This is a genomic window from Brevibacillus sp. MER 51, from assembly GCF_023714195.1.
Lineage (GTDB): Bacteria > Bacillota > Bacilli > Brevibacillales > Brevibacillaceae > Brevibacillus.
Genome location: NZ_JAMAUS010000001.1, coordinates 188,875 through 210,289, shown reverse-complemented (window position 1 = coordinate 210,289; position 21,415 = coordinate 188,875). Strand labels below are relative to the sequence as shown.

2 protein-coding genes are annotated in these 21,415 nt (G+C 47.9%); both read right to left on the bottom strand.

Features of this window, described 5'->3' with window-relative positions; all coding sequences use genetic code 11:
* Nucleotide 1: 1 nt before the first annotated feature.
* Complete coding sequence (locus tag M3630_RS00760; RefSeq protein WP_251250870.1) at nt 2–1,783, bottom strand: ABC transporter ATP-binding protein; 1,782 nt, start codon at nt 1,781–1,783, stop codon at nt 2–4.
* An 83-nt stretch (nt 1,784–1,866) separates the two neighbouring features.
* Nucleotides 1,867–21,330, bottom strand: coding sequence for a tyrocidine non-ribosomal peptide synthetase TycC (gene tycC / locus M3630_RS00755; protein ID WP_251250869.1), 19,464 nt, complete (start codon nt 21,328–21,330; stop codon nt 1,867–1,869).
* Between the last annotated feature and the right edge of the window lie 85 nt (nt 21,331–21,415).

The following is a 21,415-nucleotide window of genomic DNA, read 5'->3' as shown; positions in this document are numbered from 1 at the left end:
CCTATGCCCTCCCTGCTGCCAGTGAGCTGTGCGTCTCTGTGGCAAACTGTTTTTGATACAATCTGGTGTAAGCGCCGTCTTGGGCAAGCAAATCATAATGTGTACCCCGTTCAACAATTTGTCCTTGCTCCAAAACGAGCACTTCATCCGCGTCTTTTATCGTAGACAGTCGATGAGCAATGACGAGAACTGTCCGATTTTTCATTACATTTTCCAGTGCTTCCTGTACCAGAGCTTCCGATTCTGTATCTAAAGCAGACGTTGGTTCATCCAGCAGCAGAATCGGGGCGTCCTTCAAAATCGCTCGGGCAATCGCGATCCGCTGTTTCTGTCCTCCGGATAAACGAGAGCCTCGTTCTCCCACTTTTGTTTGATATCCTTGCGGCAGCTCCATGATAAAGTGATGCGCATTGGCTACTTTTGCCGCTGCGATAATCTCGTCTTGTGTCGCATCAATTCGTCCATATGAGATATTTTCCGCAATAGACACGGGAAATAGCGTCGTATCCTGAGAAACCATGGAAAGATAGCTCCGCATGTCCGGCATATTCCACTCCGTCATGGAATGCCCGAATACATTGAGTCTTCCGTTGCCCGGTTCCATTTGATAAAACCCGCACAGCAATTTCATGATGGTGCTCTTTCCACTTCCGCTCGCACCAACTAACGCAACGGTCTTATTTGGATGTAACGTAAAGCTAACATCATCAAGAATCCTTGCCTGATCGTAGCCAAACGTAACGTTCTCAAACTGTACAGGAATCGCTTGTGGATCAACAGGAATCGCAGGCAGATCATTTTGTTCAACTGGCTGTGAAAAAATTTCTTGCAGCCGCTTTGCCGCACCTGAGGTCTCTTGTACTTGGGCAAACAACACGGGCGCGAGTGAAAGAGGTTCGATAATGAAGTGAAGCAAATAGCTGAAAATGACCAAGCTGCCCAGATCCAATTCTCCCGCCTGAATCAAGTACCCACCATAAGCAACAAAAAACAGAATGGGGGAAGAAAACAATAAAATCCCTGGTGCTGTCATCCACGCACGTTTCTTCTCTGCCTGGAACGCATTTTTCAAAACCTGTTTCATACCCGCATGGTATTTACGATACAGGACACCTTCCAATTGAAAGGCTTTGACCATGTGAATCCCGGAAAGCGTATCCTGAGCGATTGCGTTCGTTTTACCCAGATGGTCCTGCATTTGCTCCGAATATTTTTGAAGCGGTCTGCTCATCCACCCTGTGATCGCAATAGCGACGGGGAGGATTGCGACGCTGAAGATGATTAACTTCCAATTGATCGTCAACAACAGTCCAAGAGCTCCGACAAAAACAACCGGCAAATAAAAAAGCTGATAGAAATGCTTTTGCAAAAAGCTTTGCAAGATTTGGGCATCCGTTGTTAAGCGAGAAACGAGATCGCCAGAATGAAATTTATCCATTGTGGACATGGGGACTTTTTCAAGATGAGAAGCCATGCTGTTTTTCAAATCTCTCATGGCTCTTGCACTAAATCTAGCTGCCGAATACGTGATGAAATATTTTGAGAGAAAACCGACGATGGTCAGACAAAAAATGATAAGGGCAATACTGACCAGCTTGTCGAAGTTGTTCGTATGTTCAACCATGGTTTTGATCAGGATTCCCATCCAAATGTCTGCAACAGCCACAAGGAGCGAGGCAATGATACAAATCATGACCCAACCTCGATAAGGCTTTACATATGAGAGTATCCAGCCAAACACGGGCTCTTTCTTTCTGTGCTGAGCTTGCTTGGTAAAAATCATTTGCTGCTCCTCTCCAAGGATGTAATGGATGAACTCCCCTTGGAAAACGTGTTCCCAAGGGGAATCATCACAAAGCCTCGATCTTATTTCAGAATGAACAGCTCTTGCAGGATGTCTCGGAGGATGGAGGCATTCATTGTCACGTAATTTCCACCCAACATTCTGGAGTGGATACCGTATCCTTCGTACGTCATCAGTCGTTTCGTAGCCTGTGTCCAAGCGGCTTCATTCCATTTGACTGCGGCCAGATCTTCTTCGCCCGATTCCAGCTCTGATTGAATGAGATGGATCGCTGCGTTTGTTGCACCCGTATTGATCAGTTGATTGTGGTACATCACGTAGCTGACCGTTTTTCGAATGAAGCTTTGCTTGACGAATTCATTGGCAGCGTACAAATTGAAGTCTTCTTGCGTCATGTTGAACATCTCGATGTTCTCACCAATTTCGGCAAATAACTGGGCAATGTCACTCTCTGTTTCCGCCAGAGTCCTCTCCATCACCTTGTCTTTCCAGTACGAATCGAACAAGATGAGATCGGTCACGACATATCCTTGATTCTCCAGTTCTTTTGCGACTTCAAATGCCAGATTGCCTCCAGAGGAATACCCCATGAGCGTATAGGGTCCTTTTGGATCAATCGCTACAATGGCTTCGATGTACTGCTCAAGTCGATTGTCTTCTTGGATGAAATCAAAGCTATACAAGGAGACGCCCTTGATTTCATCAGCAAGCTTTTGGTAATAGACACTTTGGGCTCCAATCGGCGTAAAGCAGAATACCTTTCTCGCCGTCTCTTCATTTAAGAGAATGGGACCACCGGAGTTGCCCTCGAAGTTCTTGTGCGTGATGAAATCGGCTACCTTCTCAATGGTTGGATGCTGGAAGATAAGGTTTAACGGAAGTTCAATCTGCATGTACTCATACACCTTTGCAACCAACAGTGTTGCTTTCAATGAGTGCCCACCCAGTTCAAAGAAATGGTCAGTGATGCCGATTGGTTCTATCCCCAAAACTTCCTGCCAAATGGCAGCCAATTGATGCTCAGTCGCACTTCTTGGGGCCACGAACTCACGTGAGGCCGCATCCGATGGCTTTGGCTTCGGCAACGCTTTGCGATCCACTTTTCCATTGGCTGAAAGCGGCAGTTGATCCAACTGGACAAAATAGCTTGGAACCATGTAAGCAGGCAGTTCCTTCGCCAGATACCTTCTCAGCTCGGAAATGGATACCTCTGCTGCTGGGACGAGATAAGCGCAAAGATACTGTCCGGCCGTTACGTCATCCTCTTGCACAACTACCACTGCTTGATCGATGCCATCGTAAGCAAGTATAGTGCTCTCGATCTCCCCGATCTCGATGCGGTACCCTCTCACCTTCACCTGTTCGTCAGCCCGGCCGATGTAATCGATCGTGCCATCCGTCCGCCATTTCACCAAGTCACCCGTTTTATACATGAGCTCCCCTGGCACAAACGGATTCGGAACGAACTTTTCTTGAGTGAGCTCTAGTTTATTCAAATAACCTCTTGCCAGTCCTGGTCCTCCGATGCATAGCTCTCCCACTACGCCAATCGGTTGCAAATGATGTTGCGTATCTACGATGTAAACCTGTACATTGGCTAGCGGTCGTCCAATCGTGATATCTTGCCCCGCTTCAATCGAACGAGAGATGGTGGTGACGACGCTGTTTTCGGTCGGACCGTATTCATTGTTGATCTCGATTGCTGGATGCTTTTCTTTCGTTTTTTGCACAAGCTGCGGAGGTAGTTTCTCGCCTCCCAGTGTCACGCAACGCAGAGGTGAGAAGTCGGCAGCAGTCGAGCAATCCAGAATTGCCTGGAACAGACTCGGTACACCGTAGTAATGTGTGACTTCCGTTGAGGCAATCAGCTTTTTCAGCGCTACCGGATCTTTCGCTTCTTCCTCTCTCGGCAAGACGCAAGTAGCACCTCCGAAAAGCGGAGCGAACAAGCTGGCTACAAACCCATCGAAGGCAAATGAGAATACCTGCAACGCCTTGTCTCCCGGTCCGAATCCATATTCATCTCTTCTCCACTGCAAGCAATTGACGATTCCTCGATGTGGAATCATAACGCCCTTCGGCTTACCGGTCGTACCCGATGTATAGATTACATAGGCGAGATCGGTCGGTTGATTGAGTGATGAGAGATTGGAGCCATCCATCTCGTTGTCATGTTCTGCGTTCAGATCAATCCAGTCAAGCCCGCTCGACACGCGAGACAATAGTTCTGATAAATGAGATTGGCAGAGAAGCAGTGCTGCGTTGCTGTCCGCAAGCAGGTACTGAATGCGTTCTTGCGGGTACGCCGGGTCGATTGGAACATACGCTCCGCCTGCCTTTAAGATACCGAGGATGCCAATGATCATCTCTGGTGAACGCTCCGCCATGACTGCTACAAGACGATCAGGTCCGACTCCCCTAGTGCGCAGAACTCTTGCCAGTCTGTTGGCCCGCTCATTGAGCTCGCTGTACGTCAGTGACTGACCGTTAAAGAGAATGGCTGCCTGATCTGGCGTCTTCGCGACTTGCTCTTCGAATAATTGATGCATCGTTTTGTCCGGTACGTAGCTAACACCTGTATCATTGAACTTCCCGAAAATTTGCTGCTTCTCTTCCGTCGAGAGCATATCGATTTCGCTCAAGCGGATATGCGGGTTTTGCACAACGATTTGGGCAATAGCCATGAAGTGATTGCTTAACCGTTCAATTGTCTCTCTCGTAAACAAGCTTGTGCTGTACTCCACGCCAATGCGAATCTCTTCACGCTCTTCTGTGGCAATCAACGTCAAATCAAATTTGGAATGGTTGCCAGCCTGATCAGTCATGAAAGGAGCGAGTGTCAAGCCGAGCAAGTCGATAGCATCATCCGTGTTGTTTTGCACAGTAAACATCGTGTCGAAGAGCGGGTTTCTGCTTAAGTCTCGCGGAATGTCGAGTTTTTCCACCAGTTCCTCAAACGGATAATCCTGATGAACATAAGCGTCCAGTGCATTCTGCTTGACTTCCAGCAACAACTCGGTGAATGTTTTCCCAGCAAGCGGCTTGTTTCTCATCGCCAATGTGTTGACAAACATACCGACGATTGGTTCCAGATCAGCATGGGATCTGCCTGTAATCGGTGTGCCGACGATGATGTCCTCTTGCCCGGAATATTTGGAAAGCAGTACGTTGTACGTCGCGAGGAGCACCATATACAGTGTCGTTCCCGTTTCTCGGGCCAGCTGGTTCAAGCCTTCCATGAGCTGTTTACCGGTTCCGATGCTATACTGATCTCCTGCGAAATTTTGAATGCTTGGTCGGGTGAAATCCGTTTGCAGATTCAGCACTGGAATTTCGTCTGCAAACACTTGAGCCCAGTACTGTTCTTGCTTGTTGAAGGCATCGGATCGGGAAAGCTCCCGTTGCCATACGGAGAAGTCCTTGTACTGGATTCGCAGCTCTGGCAAAACATCCCCTTGGTACAACTTCACTAAGTCAGACAGGAGAATGCCGGAGGATACACCGTCGGAAATGCTGTGATGCATGTCGGTAAAGAGCACATGACGATCTTCTCCGATATGCAGGAGACGGACGCGAAGCAACGGCGCTACCCCCAGATCGAATGGCTGAACAAGGGATGAAAGAACCTCTTGTGCCTGATCTTCTGTGATCGTTGTATACGAAAGTTCAAAAGATACTTCCTCGTGAATCTTCTGAACAGGTTCTCCATTTACAACGGCAAAAGACGTACGAAGACTTTCATGTCGCGCAATCAGCCGCTTGAACGCTGTCTCTAATCGTTCCGGTTCCAGCTTTCCTTCGATCAGCATAGTCGAAGGCATATTGTAGCTGATGCCGACTCCCTCGAACTGATGGAGGATATACATGCGCTTTTGAGCCGATGAAACAGGGTAATACTCTTGCGCAGGTGCTGGTTGGATCGAAATGACATATCCTCTTGCTGTCTCTTCGATGTGTGCAGCCAATTGCTGAATCGTCGGTTTTTCGAACAAAATACGAAGCGGAATATCGACTTGATATTCGTTATGCATGCTCGAAATCACACTCATCGCACGCAGGGAATGACCGCCAATTGCAAAGAAATCATCCAGAACCCCTACATGTTCCACATTCAGCACTTGCTCCCAGACCCGGGCCAATTGCGCTTCCAACTCCGTACGAGGTGCCACGTACTCTGTCGTTCTAAGTAGAGATACATCTGGCGCCGGCAAGGAACGTCTGTCGATCTTCCCGTTTGCGGTAAGCGGCAGCGCTTCAAGCGTTACGAAATACGATGGAATCATCGCTTGAGGCAATTCTTTTAGCAATTCCTTACGTACTTGTGCTGTATCGATCTCATGGTCTGCCACCATGTACGCGCATAGATACTTTTCTTGTCTGTGATCCTCTCTTGCGATGACAACTGCTTCAAGGATTCCGTCCAGCTTGCGTAGCTGTGTCTCGATTTCGCCCAGCTCGATACGGACACCCCTGATTTTCACTTGATGATCGTTACGACCCAGGAATTCTACATTGCCATCCGCGCGCCATTTTGCCAGATCACCCGTACGGTACAAGAGTTCACCTGGTGCAAAAGGATTCGGTACGAACTTCTCCTGCGTCAGCTCAGGTCTGTTCAAATAACCGCGAGCGACCCCAGCTCCACCGATGCACAACTCCCCCACGACTCCAACAGGTTGAAGATTCAATTTTTGATCCATCACATACATCTGCATATTCGGCAGCGGTTTTCCGATCGGTACCGTTCCCGAGCGAATGGATGAGACATCTGTTTCTTCGTAATAGCTGGAATCGATGCACGCCTCTGTTACGCCATAACTGTTAACAATGCGCATTGTCTGGCTGAATCTGGCGAGCAAGGTCTTGAAGTCTTCTGCCGGACAACTGTCTGCTCCGAGGATCAGGAGCTTCATCTGACTGATGTCGAGCTTGTTTTCGTAAATGTAATGCATCAACGGCATGATCAAAGCTGGTGTGGCTTCGAAAATCGTTATTTCATACCGCTTGATGATTTCGTACAAGGAAGCAGGGTCCATTTTGACCTCATTCGGGCAAATGACCAGTTGCCCTCCTGTGAGCAATGCTCTGGCAAAATCGCCAGTCGATACGTCGAAGGCGAAGCTCGCCATTTGCAGCAAGCGAACCGGGAAGGTATCCAAGTGATACTCATCCTGCCATGCAAACGCGACATTCGCATAGCTCCGGTGCTCGATCACGACCCCTTTTGGCTTGCCAGTCGTACCGGACGTATAAATGATGTAAGCAGCGTGTTCCGGCAGTGCAACAGGTTCCAGATTGCTCGCTTCTCCCTGATACAACCCCTCTGCATCCAGATAGAGCGTTTCGTAAGGGAATGCAAGCTGCGTATTCATCTTTTGCAAGGTAAGGAACAACTTCGCATCGCTATCTTCCAAAATGAATGTTTGACGCTCCAACGGATAGTCTGGATCAATCGGAACGTAGGCGCCGCCGGCTTTCAAAATACCAAGCGTCCCTACTACCATGTGCAAGGAGCGGTCTACCATGATGCCGACATTGCTCTCTGGCTTGACTCCCATTTGGCGCAAAACACGTGCGAGTTGGTTGGCTTTTTCATTTAATTCCCGATACGTAAGCTGTTCGTCCTCGAAGATGACAGCTACTTCGTTGGGTGTTTTTTCTACCTGCTCTTCGAATAGCTCCTGGAACGTTTTATTCGTTGGATAAGCGGCTTTTGTTGCATTGAAATCATGGAGCATTTGCTCTATCTCTTCTTTTGACAAAACATTGATCTCTGCCAGCTTGCAATCTGGATTGGCAATGATCGTCTGTAGAAGATGGACGTAATGCGCTGCCATGCGGTCGATCGATTCTTTGGCAAACAACTTCGTGCAATAGCTGAATTGCACGAGTAGCTCATCCTGTTGTTCCATCGCGTCCAGAGCGATATCGAATTTCGCGATCTTGCCATCTACCGGGTAAGCGGACATGTTGAGTCCGGCAATTTCTAATGCAGAGGAGTCCGCAAGCCCCAGACTGAACATCGTATCGAACAGTGGATTTCGGCTTAAATCGCGCCGTACTTGCAACTTATCTACGAGATGTTCAAACGGATAATCCTGATGTTCAAACGCTTGCAGTGCATTTTGTTTCACGTCACCCAAAAACTCGCGGAAGGTCAGGTTGCCTCCTGCCACATTTTTCAAGGCAAGCGTGTTGACGAACATGCCGACGACTCGTTCCACATCTGCGTGGGATCGACCTGCAATCGGTGTACCGACAACGATTTCTTCCTGTCCTGCGTATTTGGACAGCAGTACATTGTAGGCTGCCAAAAGCACCATGAACAGTGTGGAGCCCGTATTTGCAGCGAGTCGTCGCAACTCCGCAAGCAATTGATTTCCTGTACCGATCGCTACTGTGTCGCCTTCGAAGCTTTGAACAGTAGGTCTTGGGAAATCATTTGGCAGGTTGAGTAACGGGATCTCCCCTGCAAAGACATCCGTCCAATAGTCCTCCTGTTTTTGGAAACGCTCAGACTGGGACAGCTTCGTCTGCCAAGCAGCAAAATCTTTATACTGGATGCGCATGTCAGGGAGCTGCTTTTCTTCGTACAAGCTCGCAAACTCCTTGGCGATGACCGCAAGCGATACACCATCAGAGATAATGTGGTGCATATCCATGAAGAACAAGTGTCGTTCTTCTCCCAGTTTCAACAAGTGAACCCGGAATAGCGGAGCCACCTCGAGATTAAATGGCTGAACCAACTCTTGAATGCGTTGCTCTACTTGGTCTTCTGTCGCCTCGGAAATACCGATGAGCAGCGTGACATCCTCATGGATTCGTTGAACTGGCTCCCCGTTTTTCGAATGAAAGGATGTTCGCAAGGATTCATGTCGTTTTACCAGTGTTCGGATCGCATGTTCAAAGCGCTCGTAATCCAGTTGGCCATCTATGATCAGCACATTTGGCACGTTGTAGCTGATCCCGCTTCCTTCAAACTCATGCAGGATGTACATTCTTTTTTGTGCGAACGAGACTGGGTAAAAGTCTGCTTGCTCTACTGGTTGAATGGTCTCGAATTGTTCAATCTCACTCGCAGTGATATAGGCAGCCAGCTCATGGATCGTAGCAGATTCAAACAGTGCTTTTAACGGAAGCTCTACCTGGAATGCTTTATGCACCTGTGTGATTACATTCATAGCCTTAAGAGAATGACCACCCAGTTCAAAGAAGTTGTCATGAATGCCTATCGGATGAATCCCCAGAACCTCTTGCCAAATTTCTGCCAGCTTCTGCTCCGTTGAATTTTGTGGGGCGACATATGTGGAGCCTTGTACCCGATCTCCAGATGGTTCAGGCAAAGCTCTGCGATTGACCTTCCCATTTGCAGTCAAAGGCAGTTTATCCATTTGAACATAGAAGGCTGGAACCATGTAGCTAGGCAATTCTTTGGAAATAGCCTCTCTCACCTCTGCTACGTCGAGCTCCTCTTCTGGAACAAAGTAAGCGCAGAGAGCTTTTTGGCCGTTCGTATCATCCATCACGGTAACGACAGCTTCTTTTACCTTTTCCAGATTAGTCAAGACGCTCTCGATTTCCCCAAGCTCGATCCGATAGCCCCTGATCTTTACCTGTTGGTCGATACGTCCCAAATACTCAATCGTTCCATCCGCCTTCCATCTCGCCAAATCCCCTGTGCGGTACATATTTTCACCAGAAACAAACGGATTCGGAACAAACTTCTCGGCAGTCAATTCCGGCTTGTTCAAATAGCCTCTGGCAACTCCATCACCACCGACGCACAATTCACCGGGCACCCCAATTGGCTGCGGCTGGTTGTAGCGATCCACGATATACGCTGTGGAGTTCGAGATTGGCTTCCCAATCGGAATATTGTCTTCGAATTCCTTCTCAATCAAATAGCATGTCGAGAAAGTTGTGTTTTCGGTCGGGCCGTATCCGTTCCAAATTTCCAGAGCTGGATGGGCGCTGTTAACTTTGTTGATGTGTCTCGGAGACAGTGCTTCGCCACCGACGATTAACGCACGCAAACCTTCAAACATCGCCGGGTTGTCTTGCGAAAGCTGGTTAAACAGTGGTGAAGTTAACCACATCGTGGTAATCCGATTCTCTCGCAGGAAGCTGCCTAACTTCTCCGCATCCAAAAGGACATCCTTGCTCACAAGGAACAAGCTAGCACCATGCAACAGAGCCCCGAAAATCTCGAACGTCATGGCGTCAAAGCCAATGGCGCCCGTTTGAATCATGCGATCTTCTTCACGTACCTGAACGTAATTCGTATGTTTCACCAATCGGGTGACATTGCGATGCTCGACCATGACTCCTTTTGGCTTGCCTGTTGAACCAGACGTGTACATCACATAGGCCAAGTCCTTGGCGTCATTGAGGTTAGTCGGATTGCTGGCATCTTCTTGCTCCAGGCTCTCGTCTTCCAAAATGATTGGAATGAGACCTTCTTCCACGAGATGCAAGAGATGTCTTTGAACAAGGACAACCTTCACGCCGCCATCTTCGAGCATGTAAGAAATCCGCTCGGATGGATGCTCTGGATCAATCCCCAGGTAGGCGCCTCCCGCTTTGATGATCCCCATAATGCCCGTGATCATCTCGAGAGAACGATCTGTGATCAATCCGACAACGGAATCCTTCCCGATTTCCTCACGGCGAAGAGCACTTGCGATCTGATTCGCTTTCTGGTTCAGCTCCTGATACGTCAACATCTGTCCGTCAAAAATGACAGCGGCATGCTCAGGCGTTCTCAGAACCTGCTCCTCGAATAGCTCTTGAATGGTGCTCTCGCGTGGATAATCGACTATCGTGTTGTTAAATGCGACCGTCACAAGCTGTTTTTCTTCTTCGGTCAACAAGCTGAGCTCGTGCAAGGAAGCGGTTTGATCTGCAATAACTCCTCGCAGCACCTGTAGAAAATGACCTGCCATTCTTTCTATCGTGTCTCTTTGGAACAATTTCGTTGAGTATACGAGACCAAAATGAATTCCTGTCTCATCTTCATGTGCTTCCAGCGTGAGATCGAATTTGGCGTTGCCTTGCTGCCCATCTCCGGAGTAGGCTTCAAATTTCAGTCCATCCACCTCAAAGGCTTTTTTGTCCAGGTTTTGCAAAATAAACATGGTGTCAAACAGTGGGTTTCTGCTGAGATCCCGCTGGATTTCCAGTTTTTCGACTAGTGCTTCAAACGGATAATCCTGATGGGCGTATGCTTGCAGTGTATTCTGTTTGACATCTTCCAAAAATGCCTGGAACGATTTTTTGCCGTCAGGGTAGTTTCGCAAAGCCAATGTATTGACAAACATCCCCAAGACTTTTTCTACATCCGCATGCGATCTGCCAGCAATCGGCGTTCCCACTACGATGTCTTCTTGACCGCTGTATTTGGAAAGGAGCACATTGTAAGCCGCCAGCAAGACCATAAACAGCGTAGTTTGGTTCTCATGGGCGAGCTTGTATAAATCGTCCATCAACGTTTTGCCAGCCTGGAACGTAATGCATTCTCCCTCAAAGCTTTGAACCAGCGGGCGAGAATAATCGGCGGGCAGATTCAGTACCGGAATGTCTCCCGCGAAGGACTGCAACCAGTAGTTCTCGTGCTTTGTATAGATGTCGGTTTGGAACAGATCCTTCTGCCAGACAGCAAAGTCTTTGTATTGAACAGCCATATCTGTCAATAATTGGTTTCTATACAACTTCGAGAATTCCTCCATGATGATCCCGACAGAGACTCCATCCGAAATAATGTGATGCATATCCATCAGGAAAAGATGTCTCTTCTCTCCCAATCTGAAGAGTCCAACCCTCAACAACGGAGCCTTTTCCAAATCAAATGGTTGCACAAATGTTTCGATGGTTTGCTCGACTTGATCTTCCGTCAAATCCTCATAGCGCACATCCAGTTCGACTGCCTCATGTACACGCTGAACAGGCTCACCATTCACTGTGTGGAAGGATGTCCGCAACGATTCGTGTCGCTTGACCAGCCCGTGTATCGCGGTTTCAAAGCGTGCGTAGTCCAGATCGCCTTCAATAAACATCACGCTTGGCATGTTATAAACTGTGCCGGTACCTTCAAACTGGCGCAGGACATACATCCTCTTTTGTGCTGAAGAAACGGGATAATATTCTTGCTGCGGTACAGGATGAATCGGTATATGCGTGTCTTTTCCACTTGTCTCGATATACTGTGCCAATGCCTGAATGGTAGGTGTCGCAAAGAGCACGCTGAGTGGAAGCTCTACTTGATATTCTTTATGGATCTGTGCGGCGAGCGACATGGCTTTCAAGGAATGCCCGCCTAACTGGAAGAAGTTGTCGAGAACACCAATGTCGGTTACCCCGAGCACATGTTCCCAGATCTCTACCAGCCTGCTTTCCACAGGACTTGCTGGCGCCACATATTCTGCTCCCGTTACAGGCCTGCCTTCTGGTTTCGGCAAAGCTTTCCTGTCGATCTTTCCATTCGGCGTAAGCGGGAGATGATCGAGCTGGACCAAGTACGCAGGAATCATGTAAGACGGCAAGCTTTTCGACAGATACGTCCACAGATTCGAGACTTCAAGCTTTTCTTCCGCCGTGTAATAAGCAGCAAGCGACGATTGGCCCTGTTGGTCCTCATGGACAATCACGACAGCCGAAGTCAGCTTTTTAAAGGAGAGCATAACCGACTCAATCTCGCCGATTTCAATCCGATATCCTCTTACTTTTACCTGTTCATCCAAGCGACCGATAAATTCAATCGTTCCGTCAGGGAGCCACTTTCCTAGATCGCCCGTCTTGTACATGCGCTCGCCTTCCAAATACGGATGAGAAACAAATTTCTCTGCTGTGAGTTCCGGCTTGTTCCAATATCCACGTGCCAAACCGTGGCCACCGATGCAAATTTCCCCGACGACGCCGATTGGCTGTAGCTGATTGAATTTGTCCACGATATAGATGCTGGTGTTGGCAATGGGACGCCCGATTGTTATCACAGAATCCAGTTGCGAAATTCGTTGCCAGGTGGCGACGACACTGCTTTCTGTCGGACCGTATTCATTGACGATGACCAATTGCGGATTCTGCTGATTGCTCTTCTCAACGAGCTGAGCGGTTACTTTTTCGCCCCCTAGTGTGACGTTTTGCAGGGAACTGATATCTGCAGCAGAACCGCATTCCAATATCGCTTGGAATAAACTTGGCACGCATGTCATTTGAGTGCATCTCGCAGCTGCAATGAGCTTTCTGAGAGATACAGGATCTTTCGCTTCTTCGTCCTTCGCCAGGATGACAGCTGAACCGGAAAGGATCGGCGTAAAGAAGGAAAGAACAAAGGCATCAAATGCAAAGGATAGGGACACCAGTTTTCGATCATGAACGCTAAACTGATACTCCTCTTTTTTCCACAGCACGTTGTTGACGATGCCTCGATGCTCGACCATGACGCCTTTTGGCTTACCTGTTGTCCCCGATGTGTAGATGACATAAGCCAAATCGGAAGCGGTTTGAATCGGTTCGAGATTCGAACGGTTGGGAGAATAGTTGTTCTCCTCCTCCAGATACAGGCATTCCACGCTCACGCTAGAAGCCAGTTTAGCTCCAAGATGCTTTTGGGTAAGCAACAGACGGGCTTCGCAATCCGCCAGCATGTAGGCCACACGGTCTTCCGGGTATTCGGGATCGATAGGCACGTAGGCTCCACCTGCTTTTAAAATGGCCATGATTCCCACAACCATTTCCAAAGAACGATTCGCCATGATTCCTACGAATTGGTTAGCCTTTACTCCCCGTTCACGCAAGGTAACGGCAAGCTGATTTGCTCGCTCATTCAATTCGTGATAGGACATCTGCTTATCACCGATTACAATCGCTGTAACCTGTGGTGTTTTTTCCACTTGCTCCTCAAACAGCTCATGGAGTGTCTTGTTCTGCGGATATTCCGTACGCGTTTGGTTGAATTCTACTAATAAGCGATGCTTTTCTTCAGTGGAAAGCATACTGATTTCGGACAATGTAACGGCTTCTTGCTCAATAACGGCATGAAGGATTCGGATGAAATGTGCCGCTATTTTTTCAATCGTCTCTCTTGTAAACAATTTGGTGCAGTAATCAAGGCTAAAAATGATCTCTTCATCTTCTTCGTACGCCTCTAATGACAGATCAAACTTGGCCTGATTTACTTCTGCCATATAGGGTGTAAACGTCAGTTGCTCCATTTCGAATGGCTTCTGATCCATATTTTGCAAGATAAATACGGTGTCAAACAAAGGATTGCGGCTCAGATCCCGTTGAATGTCCAACTTATCGATCAGCTCATCCAGTGGATAATCCTGATTCTCAAAAGCTTTCAGCGTATTGTTTTTCACTTCTGCCAAAAAGCTAAGGAAGGTCTTCGTCCCCACAGGCTCGTTTCGCAACGCCAGTGTATTGACAAACATACCGATGATCGAATCCGTTTCAGCATGGGACCTGCCAGCAGTAGGCGCGCCAACAATAATGTCCTCTTGTCCAGAGTATTTGGCGAGAAGTACATTGTAGGCCGCCAGCAAAACCATGTAGAGCGTAGCTCCTGTACCATGGGCAAGTCGATTCAGTTCTTTTTTCAAAAGGGCACCGGAGCCGAAAACAAATCGCTCACCCTCGAAGCTTTTCACAGAAGGTCTCGGATAATCCGTTGCAAGATTCAATACAGGAATTTCTCCCGTAAAGGTATCGATCCAATAGGCTTCCTGTGCAGCAAACTCTTCCGTCTCGTACCATTGATTCTGCCAATGGGCAAAGTCTTTGTACTGAATGCTCAGTTCAGGCAGCTCTTCCCCGTGATAAAGCTGAGCCAGCTCTTGAACCAGAATGCCAATCGATACACCATCCACCACGATATGGTGAAAATCCAGCATAAAAAGATGGCGTTCCAGAGACAGTTTGACCAGTCCAGCGCGTATCAGTGGAGCTTTTTCCAAGTCGAACGGTTGAATAAATTGCTCGACGATTTGTTTCAGCTCTCCCTCTGTTGACTCCATCAACGAGATTTCCAGCTCAACATCTTCATGTACGCGCTGAACAGTCTCTCCTTTCACGGTGTGGAACGAGGTCCGCAGAGATTCATGGCGTCTCACCAGACTCTTGAGCGCTTGCTGCAAACGCTCTGTATCGAGCTTGCCATCGATGTACAGGATGCCCGGCATGTTGTAGCTGATGCCTGCACCTTCCATTTGTCGGAGAATAAACATTCTCTTTTGTGCAGAAGACACAGAGTAATACTCCTGCTTTTGGACAGGTTCAATTTTTATATACTTGCCTTTGCCAGCAGTAGCGATGTATGCCGACAAGCCAGCGATGGTAGGCGATTCAAACAGTGTTTTCAACGGCACATCTACATGAAGGGTGCGATGGATCAAAGAGATGACGTTCATCGCCTTCAAGGAGTGTCCGCCCACCTCGAAGAAATGATCGTGTACCCCGATTGGGTTCACGCCAAGTACACTTTGCCAAATGTCTGCGAGCGTAGCTTCCACTTCATTGCGCGGAGCTACATACACGATTTCAGATGTGGATGCTCCCTCTGGCTGAGGCAATGCTTTGCGATCCACCTTGCCATTTGCTGTGAGCGGCAGCTTCTCCAAATAAACAAAATAAGAAGGAACCATATAAGCTGGCAAATGGGACGCCATATAAGCTCTCAGGTCGGCTGTCTTGATTTCCCTATCGGAAACGATATAAGCGTACAAGTTGTTTTGCCCTTTTTCATCTGGACGGGCAAGGACGATAGCCGTTTTGATCCATTCATGCTGCATAAGCCTTGCTTCGATTTCACCCAGTTCGATCCGGTGTCCTCTGATTTTGACCTGATGGTCGATGCGTCCGAGATATTCCACGTTCCCGCAGGCTAGATACCTTACCATGTCTCCCGTACGGTACATCCTGCTACCCGGTTCAAACGGATTGTCAATGAAGCTGGCTGCTGTCAGTTCTTCACGATTCCAGTAGCCGCGGGCCAAACCATCGCCAGCAATGCACAGTTCTCCTGCAACCCCTATTGGCTGGAGCTGGTTGCTCGCATTTACGACATACAAACGGACGTTATCAATCGGTTTGCCAATGGGAATCACGCCATACTCCGGCAAACGAGGGCAAATCCAGTATGTCGCATCAATCGTGGATTCTGTAGGACCATAGAGGTTAATCAACTGTGCCGTTTGCGTCTGATAAAAGCGCGAAACTAGCGCAGGTGCCAATGCTTCTCCACCGCAGAAAACGCGTTGCAAGCTCGTGCAAGTGCTCCATCCCGGTTCGGTCATGATCAGCTCCAGCAAGGAAGGAACCATCTGTAATGTCGTGATCTTCTCTTCTCTGATCATGCGAGTCATGTACGCGATGTCGCGATGTCCGTCTGGCTTTGCCAGTACCAGGCGTCCCCCTGTGATCAGTGGCAAATAAAATTCCCATACGGAAGCATCGAAGGAAAATGGCGTTTTTTGCAAGACAGCATCTTCTGTAGTCAGCGGGAAGGCATTCTTCATCCAAAGCATGTGATTGCAAATCGCTTGATGCGTGATCATAACCCCTTTGGGATTTCCGGTCGATCCAGAAGTATAAATGACATAAGCCAAGTCATCCCCACCAGCGACATTGTCAAGATTGGTGTCGTCCCCTGCATAAATCGCTTCATCGTCAACATCAATGATTTCTCCTGCATACTCTACTGTCTCTTTCAAATGACGCTGTGTCAGAAGAATGGGAGCCTTGCTGTCGCTGAGCATGTATTGGATTCTTTCTGGCGGGTAGGTAGGATCAATTGGCGTATACGCACCACCTGCTTTTAACACGGCCAACATGCTCACGACCATCCCGATAGAACGGTCTACCATAATGCCGATCAACGTATCTGGTTGCGTTCCTTTGCTCCGCAGCAAACGAGCTACTTGATTGGCCCGGGCGTTCAACTGGCGATAGGTCAAGGTGTATCCGTCATAGGCTACCGCTACTTGATCTGGCGTAAGCACTACCTGCTCTTCAAACATTTGATGCAATACCTGATCAGCGGAACGTTCGACAAAAGTATCGTTGACGTTCAGGATCAGAGCGCGTTTTTCTGCTTCTGTCATCATATCGATTTCTGCTAGCTTGGCATTCGGCTGTGCAGGAATGGTACGCAGGATTTCCAGATAATGATGGGCCATTCTTTGGATCGTTTCTTTTTTGAACAGCTTTGTTCCAAATGCGAATTGGAATTGAATGTCAGATTGCGATTCACTCGCATTCAAAGCAAGATCGAACTTTGAAATTTTGTTAAACAACTCATAAGGAGCTGCTGTAAGCTGCTCGATTTCCAGCGACTGCTGATTCGCATTTTCCAAAGAAAACATGGTATCAAACAAAGGATTTCGGCTGATGTCACGTTGAATCGCCAGCTTTTCCACCAGCTCTTCAAATGGATAATCCTGATTGTCATAAGCCGCCAGCGCATTTTGTTTCACTTCTTGCAAGAATTCGGTAAAGGTTTTGTCTCTCGCAGGATGATTTCTCATCGCCAACGTATTCACAAAGATTCCCATGATGTTTTCCACGTCGGCATGAGAACGACCAGCGACAGGCGTCCCCACAATGATATCCTCTTGGCCGGAATACTTGGACAGGAGGACATGGTAAGCTGCGAGCAAGACCATATACAGGGTTGTTCCCGTATCTGCTGCTATCTTGCGCAAACTCTCCGTCAATTCTTTTCCTGCGTCAAAAAGGACAAGATCCCCATCAAAGCTCTGAATGGTTGGTCGCGGATAATCCGTCGGCAGATTGAGCAAAGGGATTTCATCAGCAAACGTATTTAACCAGTGGAGCTCCTGCTTCTTGTACACATCCGTCTGGAAAAGCTCATTTTGCCAAGCCGCGAAATCCTTGTATTGGAGAGAAAGAGGCTGCAAGGCTTCCCCTTGGTATAGCTTGGCAAATTCGCTCAGTAAAATTTGGGACGAAACACCGTCCGAGATGATATGGTGCATATCGAGCAGGAATAAATGACGATCTTTGCCCAGCTTAACCAAGCCTGTTCGAATCAACGGAGCGATTCCGAGATCAAAAGGACGGACGAAATCGCGCATGATCTGCTCAGCCTTGTCTTCCGTAGACTTCAGCATCAGGATGGGTACTTCTACCTCATCATGCACTTTCTGTACAGGCTCACCATCGATACGGTGGAAGGAGGTGCGCAAGGCTTCGTGGCGCTCCGCCAGTCGTTGGACCGTGCTAGCAAAACGATTGTAATCCAGCTTTCCTTCCAGCAGCATTGCGCCCGAAATGTTATAGCTGATGCCACTTCCTTCAAATTGCTGAAGGATGTACATTCTCTTTTGAGCAGAGGATACGGGATAAAATTCTTTTTCCTCAACCGGTTGAATGGCTGTGTACGCGCTTTTCCCCGATTTCGCGATAAAAGCAGCGAGCTGGGATACGGTCGGATTCTCAAACAGTGCCTTTACTGGCAAATCCACTTCCAACGCTTTCGATACTTGAAAGATGACTGTCATAGCCTTCAGTGAATGTCCGCCCAAATCAAAGAAATGATCGTGAACACCTACACGACTAACCCCCAGGGCCTGCTGCCAAATCTCAGCCAATTTGGTTTCCATTTCATTCTGCGGAGCGGCGTACGCCGTTCCCGTTACAACTGCACCGTCAGGCTTCGGCAATTTCTTCCGCTCAACTTTTCCATTGGCTGTCAGCGGAATTTCTTCCAGACGAACAAAGAAGGACGGGATCATGTAGGAAGGAAGCGTGCTTCCCAAATGCTCTCGTAGTTCTGATACGGTCAACTCCTGCTCGGAAACAATGTAGGCATAGAGCACATTTTGACCACTGTCATCCTTTTCCGCGATAACGACGGCTTCCTTGATCCATTCATGCTGCGTTAAACGCGTCTCAATCTCGCCCATCTCAATCCGATGTCCACGAATCTTCACTTGATGGTCGATTCTTCCCAAGTATTCCATATTGCCGTCGGGCAACCATTTCGCCAGATCGCCTGTTCGATACATTTTGGTCCCCGGACGGAACGGATTATCGATGAACTTTTCCTGGGTCAGGTCTGGTCTGTTGAAATATCCTTTGGCTACGCCATCCCCAGCTATATACATTTCACCGATGGAGCCAACGGGTATCGGCTGCATAGCGGAATCGAGCAAATAAAGCTGGACGTTGTCGGCAGGAACTCCGATTGGTACCGATTCTTGGATCGGCTTCTCTGGGTCATACAAATAAATCATGCAGCCTACAACCGTTTCGGTAGGTCCATACTCATTGAAAATCTTGACATTCTGTCCAAAGTTCTCATAGATTCTCTTCGCCAATTGGGTTGGCAAGTTCTCACCACCGACAATAAACCGTCGGATGCTGCTGTTTGTTCCATCTATTTCTTCTATCAGCTTCAAATGTGTTGGCGTCAGCTTGATGATTCCCACTTGATTATCTTGGATGATGTCTAAAATGACCTGTACCTTATCTGCCCCTCTGTATACATAGATCGTATTGCCTGACAAAAGTGGCGTGAAAATCGAGGTGACAGTCAAATCAAACGAAATGGAAGAGTATAACGGAAAGTCGACAGCTTCCCCTTGAACATACTCCTTGTTCGCCCACCAAATGTAATTGACGAGACCTCGGTGGGTAATCATCGCGCCTTTTGGATTCCCCGTTGACCCGGAAGTATAGATCATGTACGCCAAATCGTCCGGTGTGCATGAATTGTCAAGATCCGTACTGTCACCTTCAAACAAAGAAGGATTGTCTAGGTAGAGGATATCGCCTTCAAACTCGACTTTTTCTTGAAGATGAGACTGTGTCAATAGAATCGTCGTCTGACTGTCATCTAGTAAATACTGAATTCTCTCTATCGGATACTCGGGATCAATCGGCAAATAGGCGCCGCCTGATTTTAGAACTGCCATAATCGCCACAATCAGCTCGAGTGAATGCTCCGCCATAATGGAGACGATACTGCCCTGGGAAATTCCTTTCCCACGCAGAGCTCTGGCCAACTGGTTGGAACGCTCCTGAAGCTCCTGGTAAGTAAGGCGATCTTCCCCGCAAACAACCGCTACTTTCGAAGGTGTCTGTCTTGCCTGCTCCGCGATCAGCTCGAAAATCATTTTGTCGCGTGGATAATCAGCGGTTGTGTCGTTATAAGCGACCAGCAATTGCTGTTTTTCCTCATCCGTAATGATGCCGATATCTTCAAGCAGTACATTCGGATTGTGAATGACCTGATCAATGATCGTTTTCAAGTGACCTTCTACTCGGTTCATAAATGACTCTTCATAAACCGATGCATTGTAGCTCAACTTTACATACATCTCATTCGAAGGTGCGACTGCTACCACAACGTTAAAATCATAGGAAGTCTGTTCTTCCCCATTTTCCACGTTGAATTGAAAACCTAAGGAATCCTCCCGATCACTCGAAGCATGATCCGGGTAGTTTTCATACGTCACCAAATGATCAATTAACTCTTGTTTCAGTACCGTCTTGCTCTGAATTTCGTACAGCGGAGCGAAATCATAAGAAGCAGAAGCCAAGGCTTGCTTCTGAACTGTTTTTAGCAGCCCACTGAAGGTTTGTTTTCTACTCGTTTGCACGCGGGTTGGGATCGTGTTAATGAACAATCCGACCATGCTCTCAATCCCTTGAATCCCTGGCGGACGACCTGACACAACAGAACCGAAAACCACATCGTCCGAGTTTTTGTACTTGCCCGCCAAAATCCCCCAAAGAGATTGAAACACACTGCTCATCGTAGCCTGATTCTGACTGGCAATCTGCATCAGCTGCTGAGTCTTCTCAGGTGCGATGGTGAAAAGATTCTCCACATGGACATAACTGCCATCTTCCGCTACATTCTTCTTTTTAGGGAAGTCAGCCTGATGGTCATAGCCTTCCAGGTAGTTCTGCCAGTAAGTAAGTGCTTCTTCTTTATTTTGCTTATCCAGCCATTTGATATATTCGCTGTATGGTTTGGTTGCTTCTCGCGGAATAGTCTCACCCTTACGAATGGCGGCATAGTACGCGAGCAGCTTATGAAGCAAGACCCCCAAAGACCAACCGTCGACGATGATATGGTGGAATGCCCAAACGAACTGGTACTGGTTCTCCCCCGTTTGGAAAATGGCTGCTTTCATCAAGACGTCTTTCGTCAGCTCAAACGTATGATGCTGGTTGGTATACGCTTTTATGTATTCGTTCTGATCATCTATTGGCAAATGAGCAATGTTTTCGAAATGAATGGTAACTTTTCTCTCTTTAAAAACAACCTGTCGAGGTCTCTGCAGGTTTTGATAAACGAACACCGTGCGCAAAACTTCATAGTTCTCTACGAGCTTGTTCATGCTCTCTTCAAAAATGGGTAGGTGAAAATCACCTTGGAGTTTTGCGGACATTTGGAGGCAGTAGGCGCTGCTGTTTGTGTCTTTGACAGCATGAAACAACATACCCTCTTGCAATGGGGTTAACGGGTAAATTTTCGCGATATTTTCCTGCTTATTCATTCTGCACCTCAACTCTGTGATTTATCGTTTTAGAGAGGGTTCCTCCAATAAAAGCTAAATTTCCATGCTTTTATTGGAGGAATAA

Coding starts and splice junctions, on each gene's coding strand:
- M3630_RS00760 (WP_251250870.1), bottom strand. CDS start 1,783: ATGATTTTTACCAAGCAAGCTCAGCACAGAAAGAAAGAGCCCGTGTTT.
- tycC (WP_251250869.1), bottom strand. CDS start 21,330: ATGAATAAGCAGGAAAATATCGCGAAAATTTACCCGTTAACCCCATTG.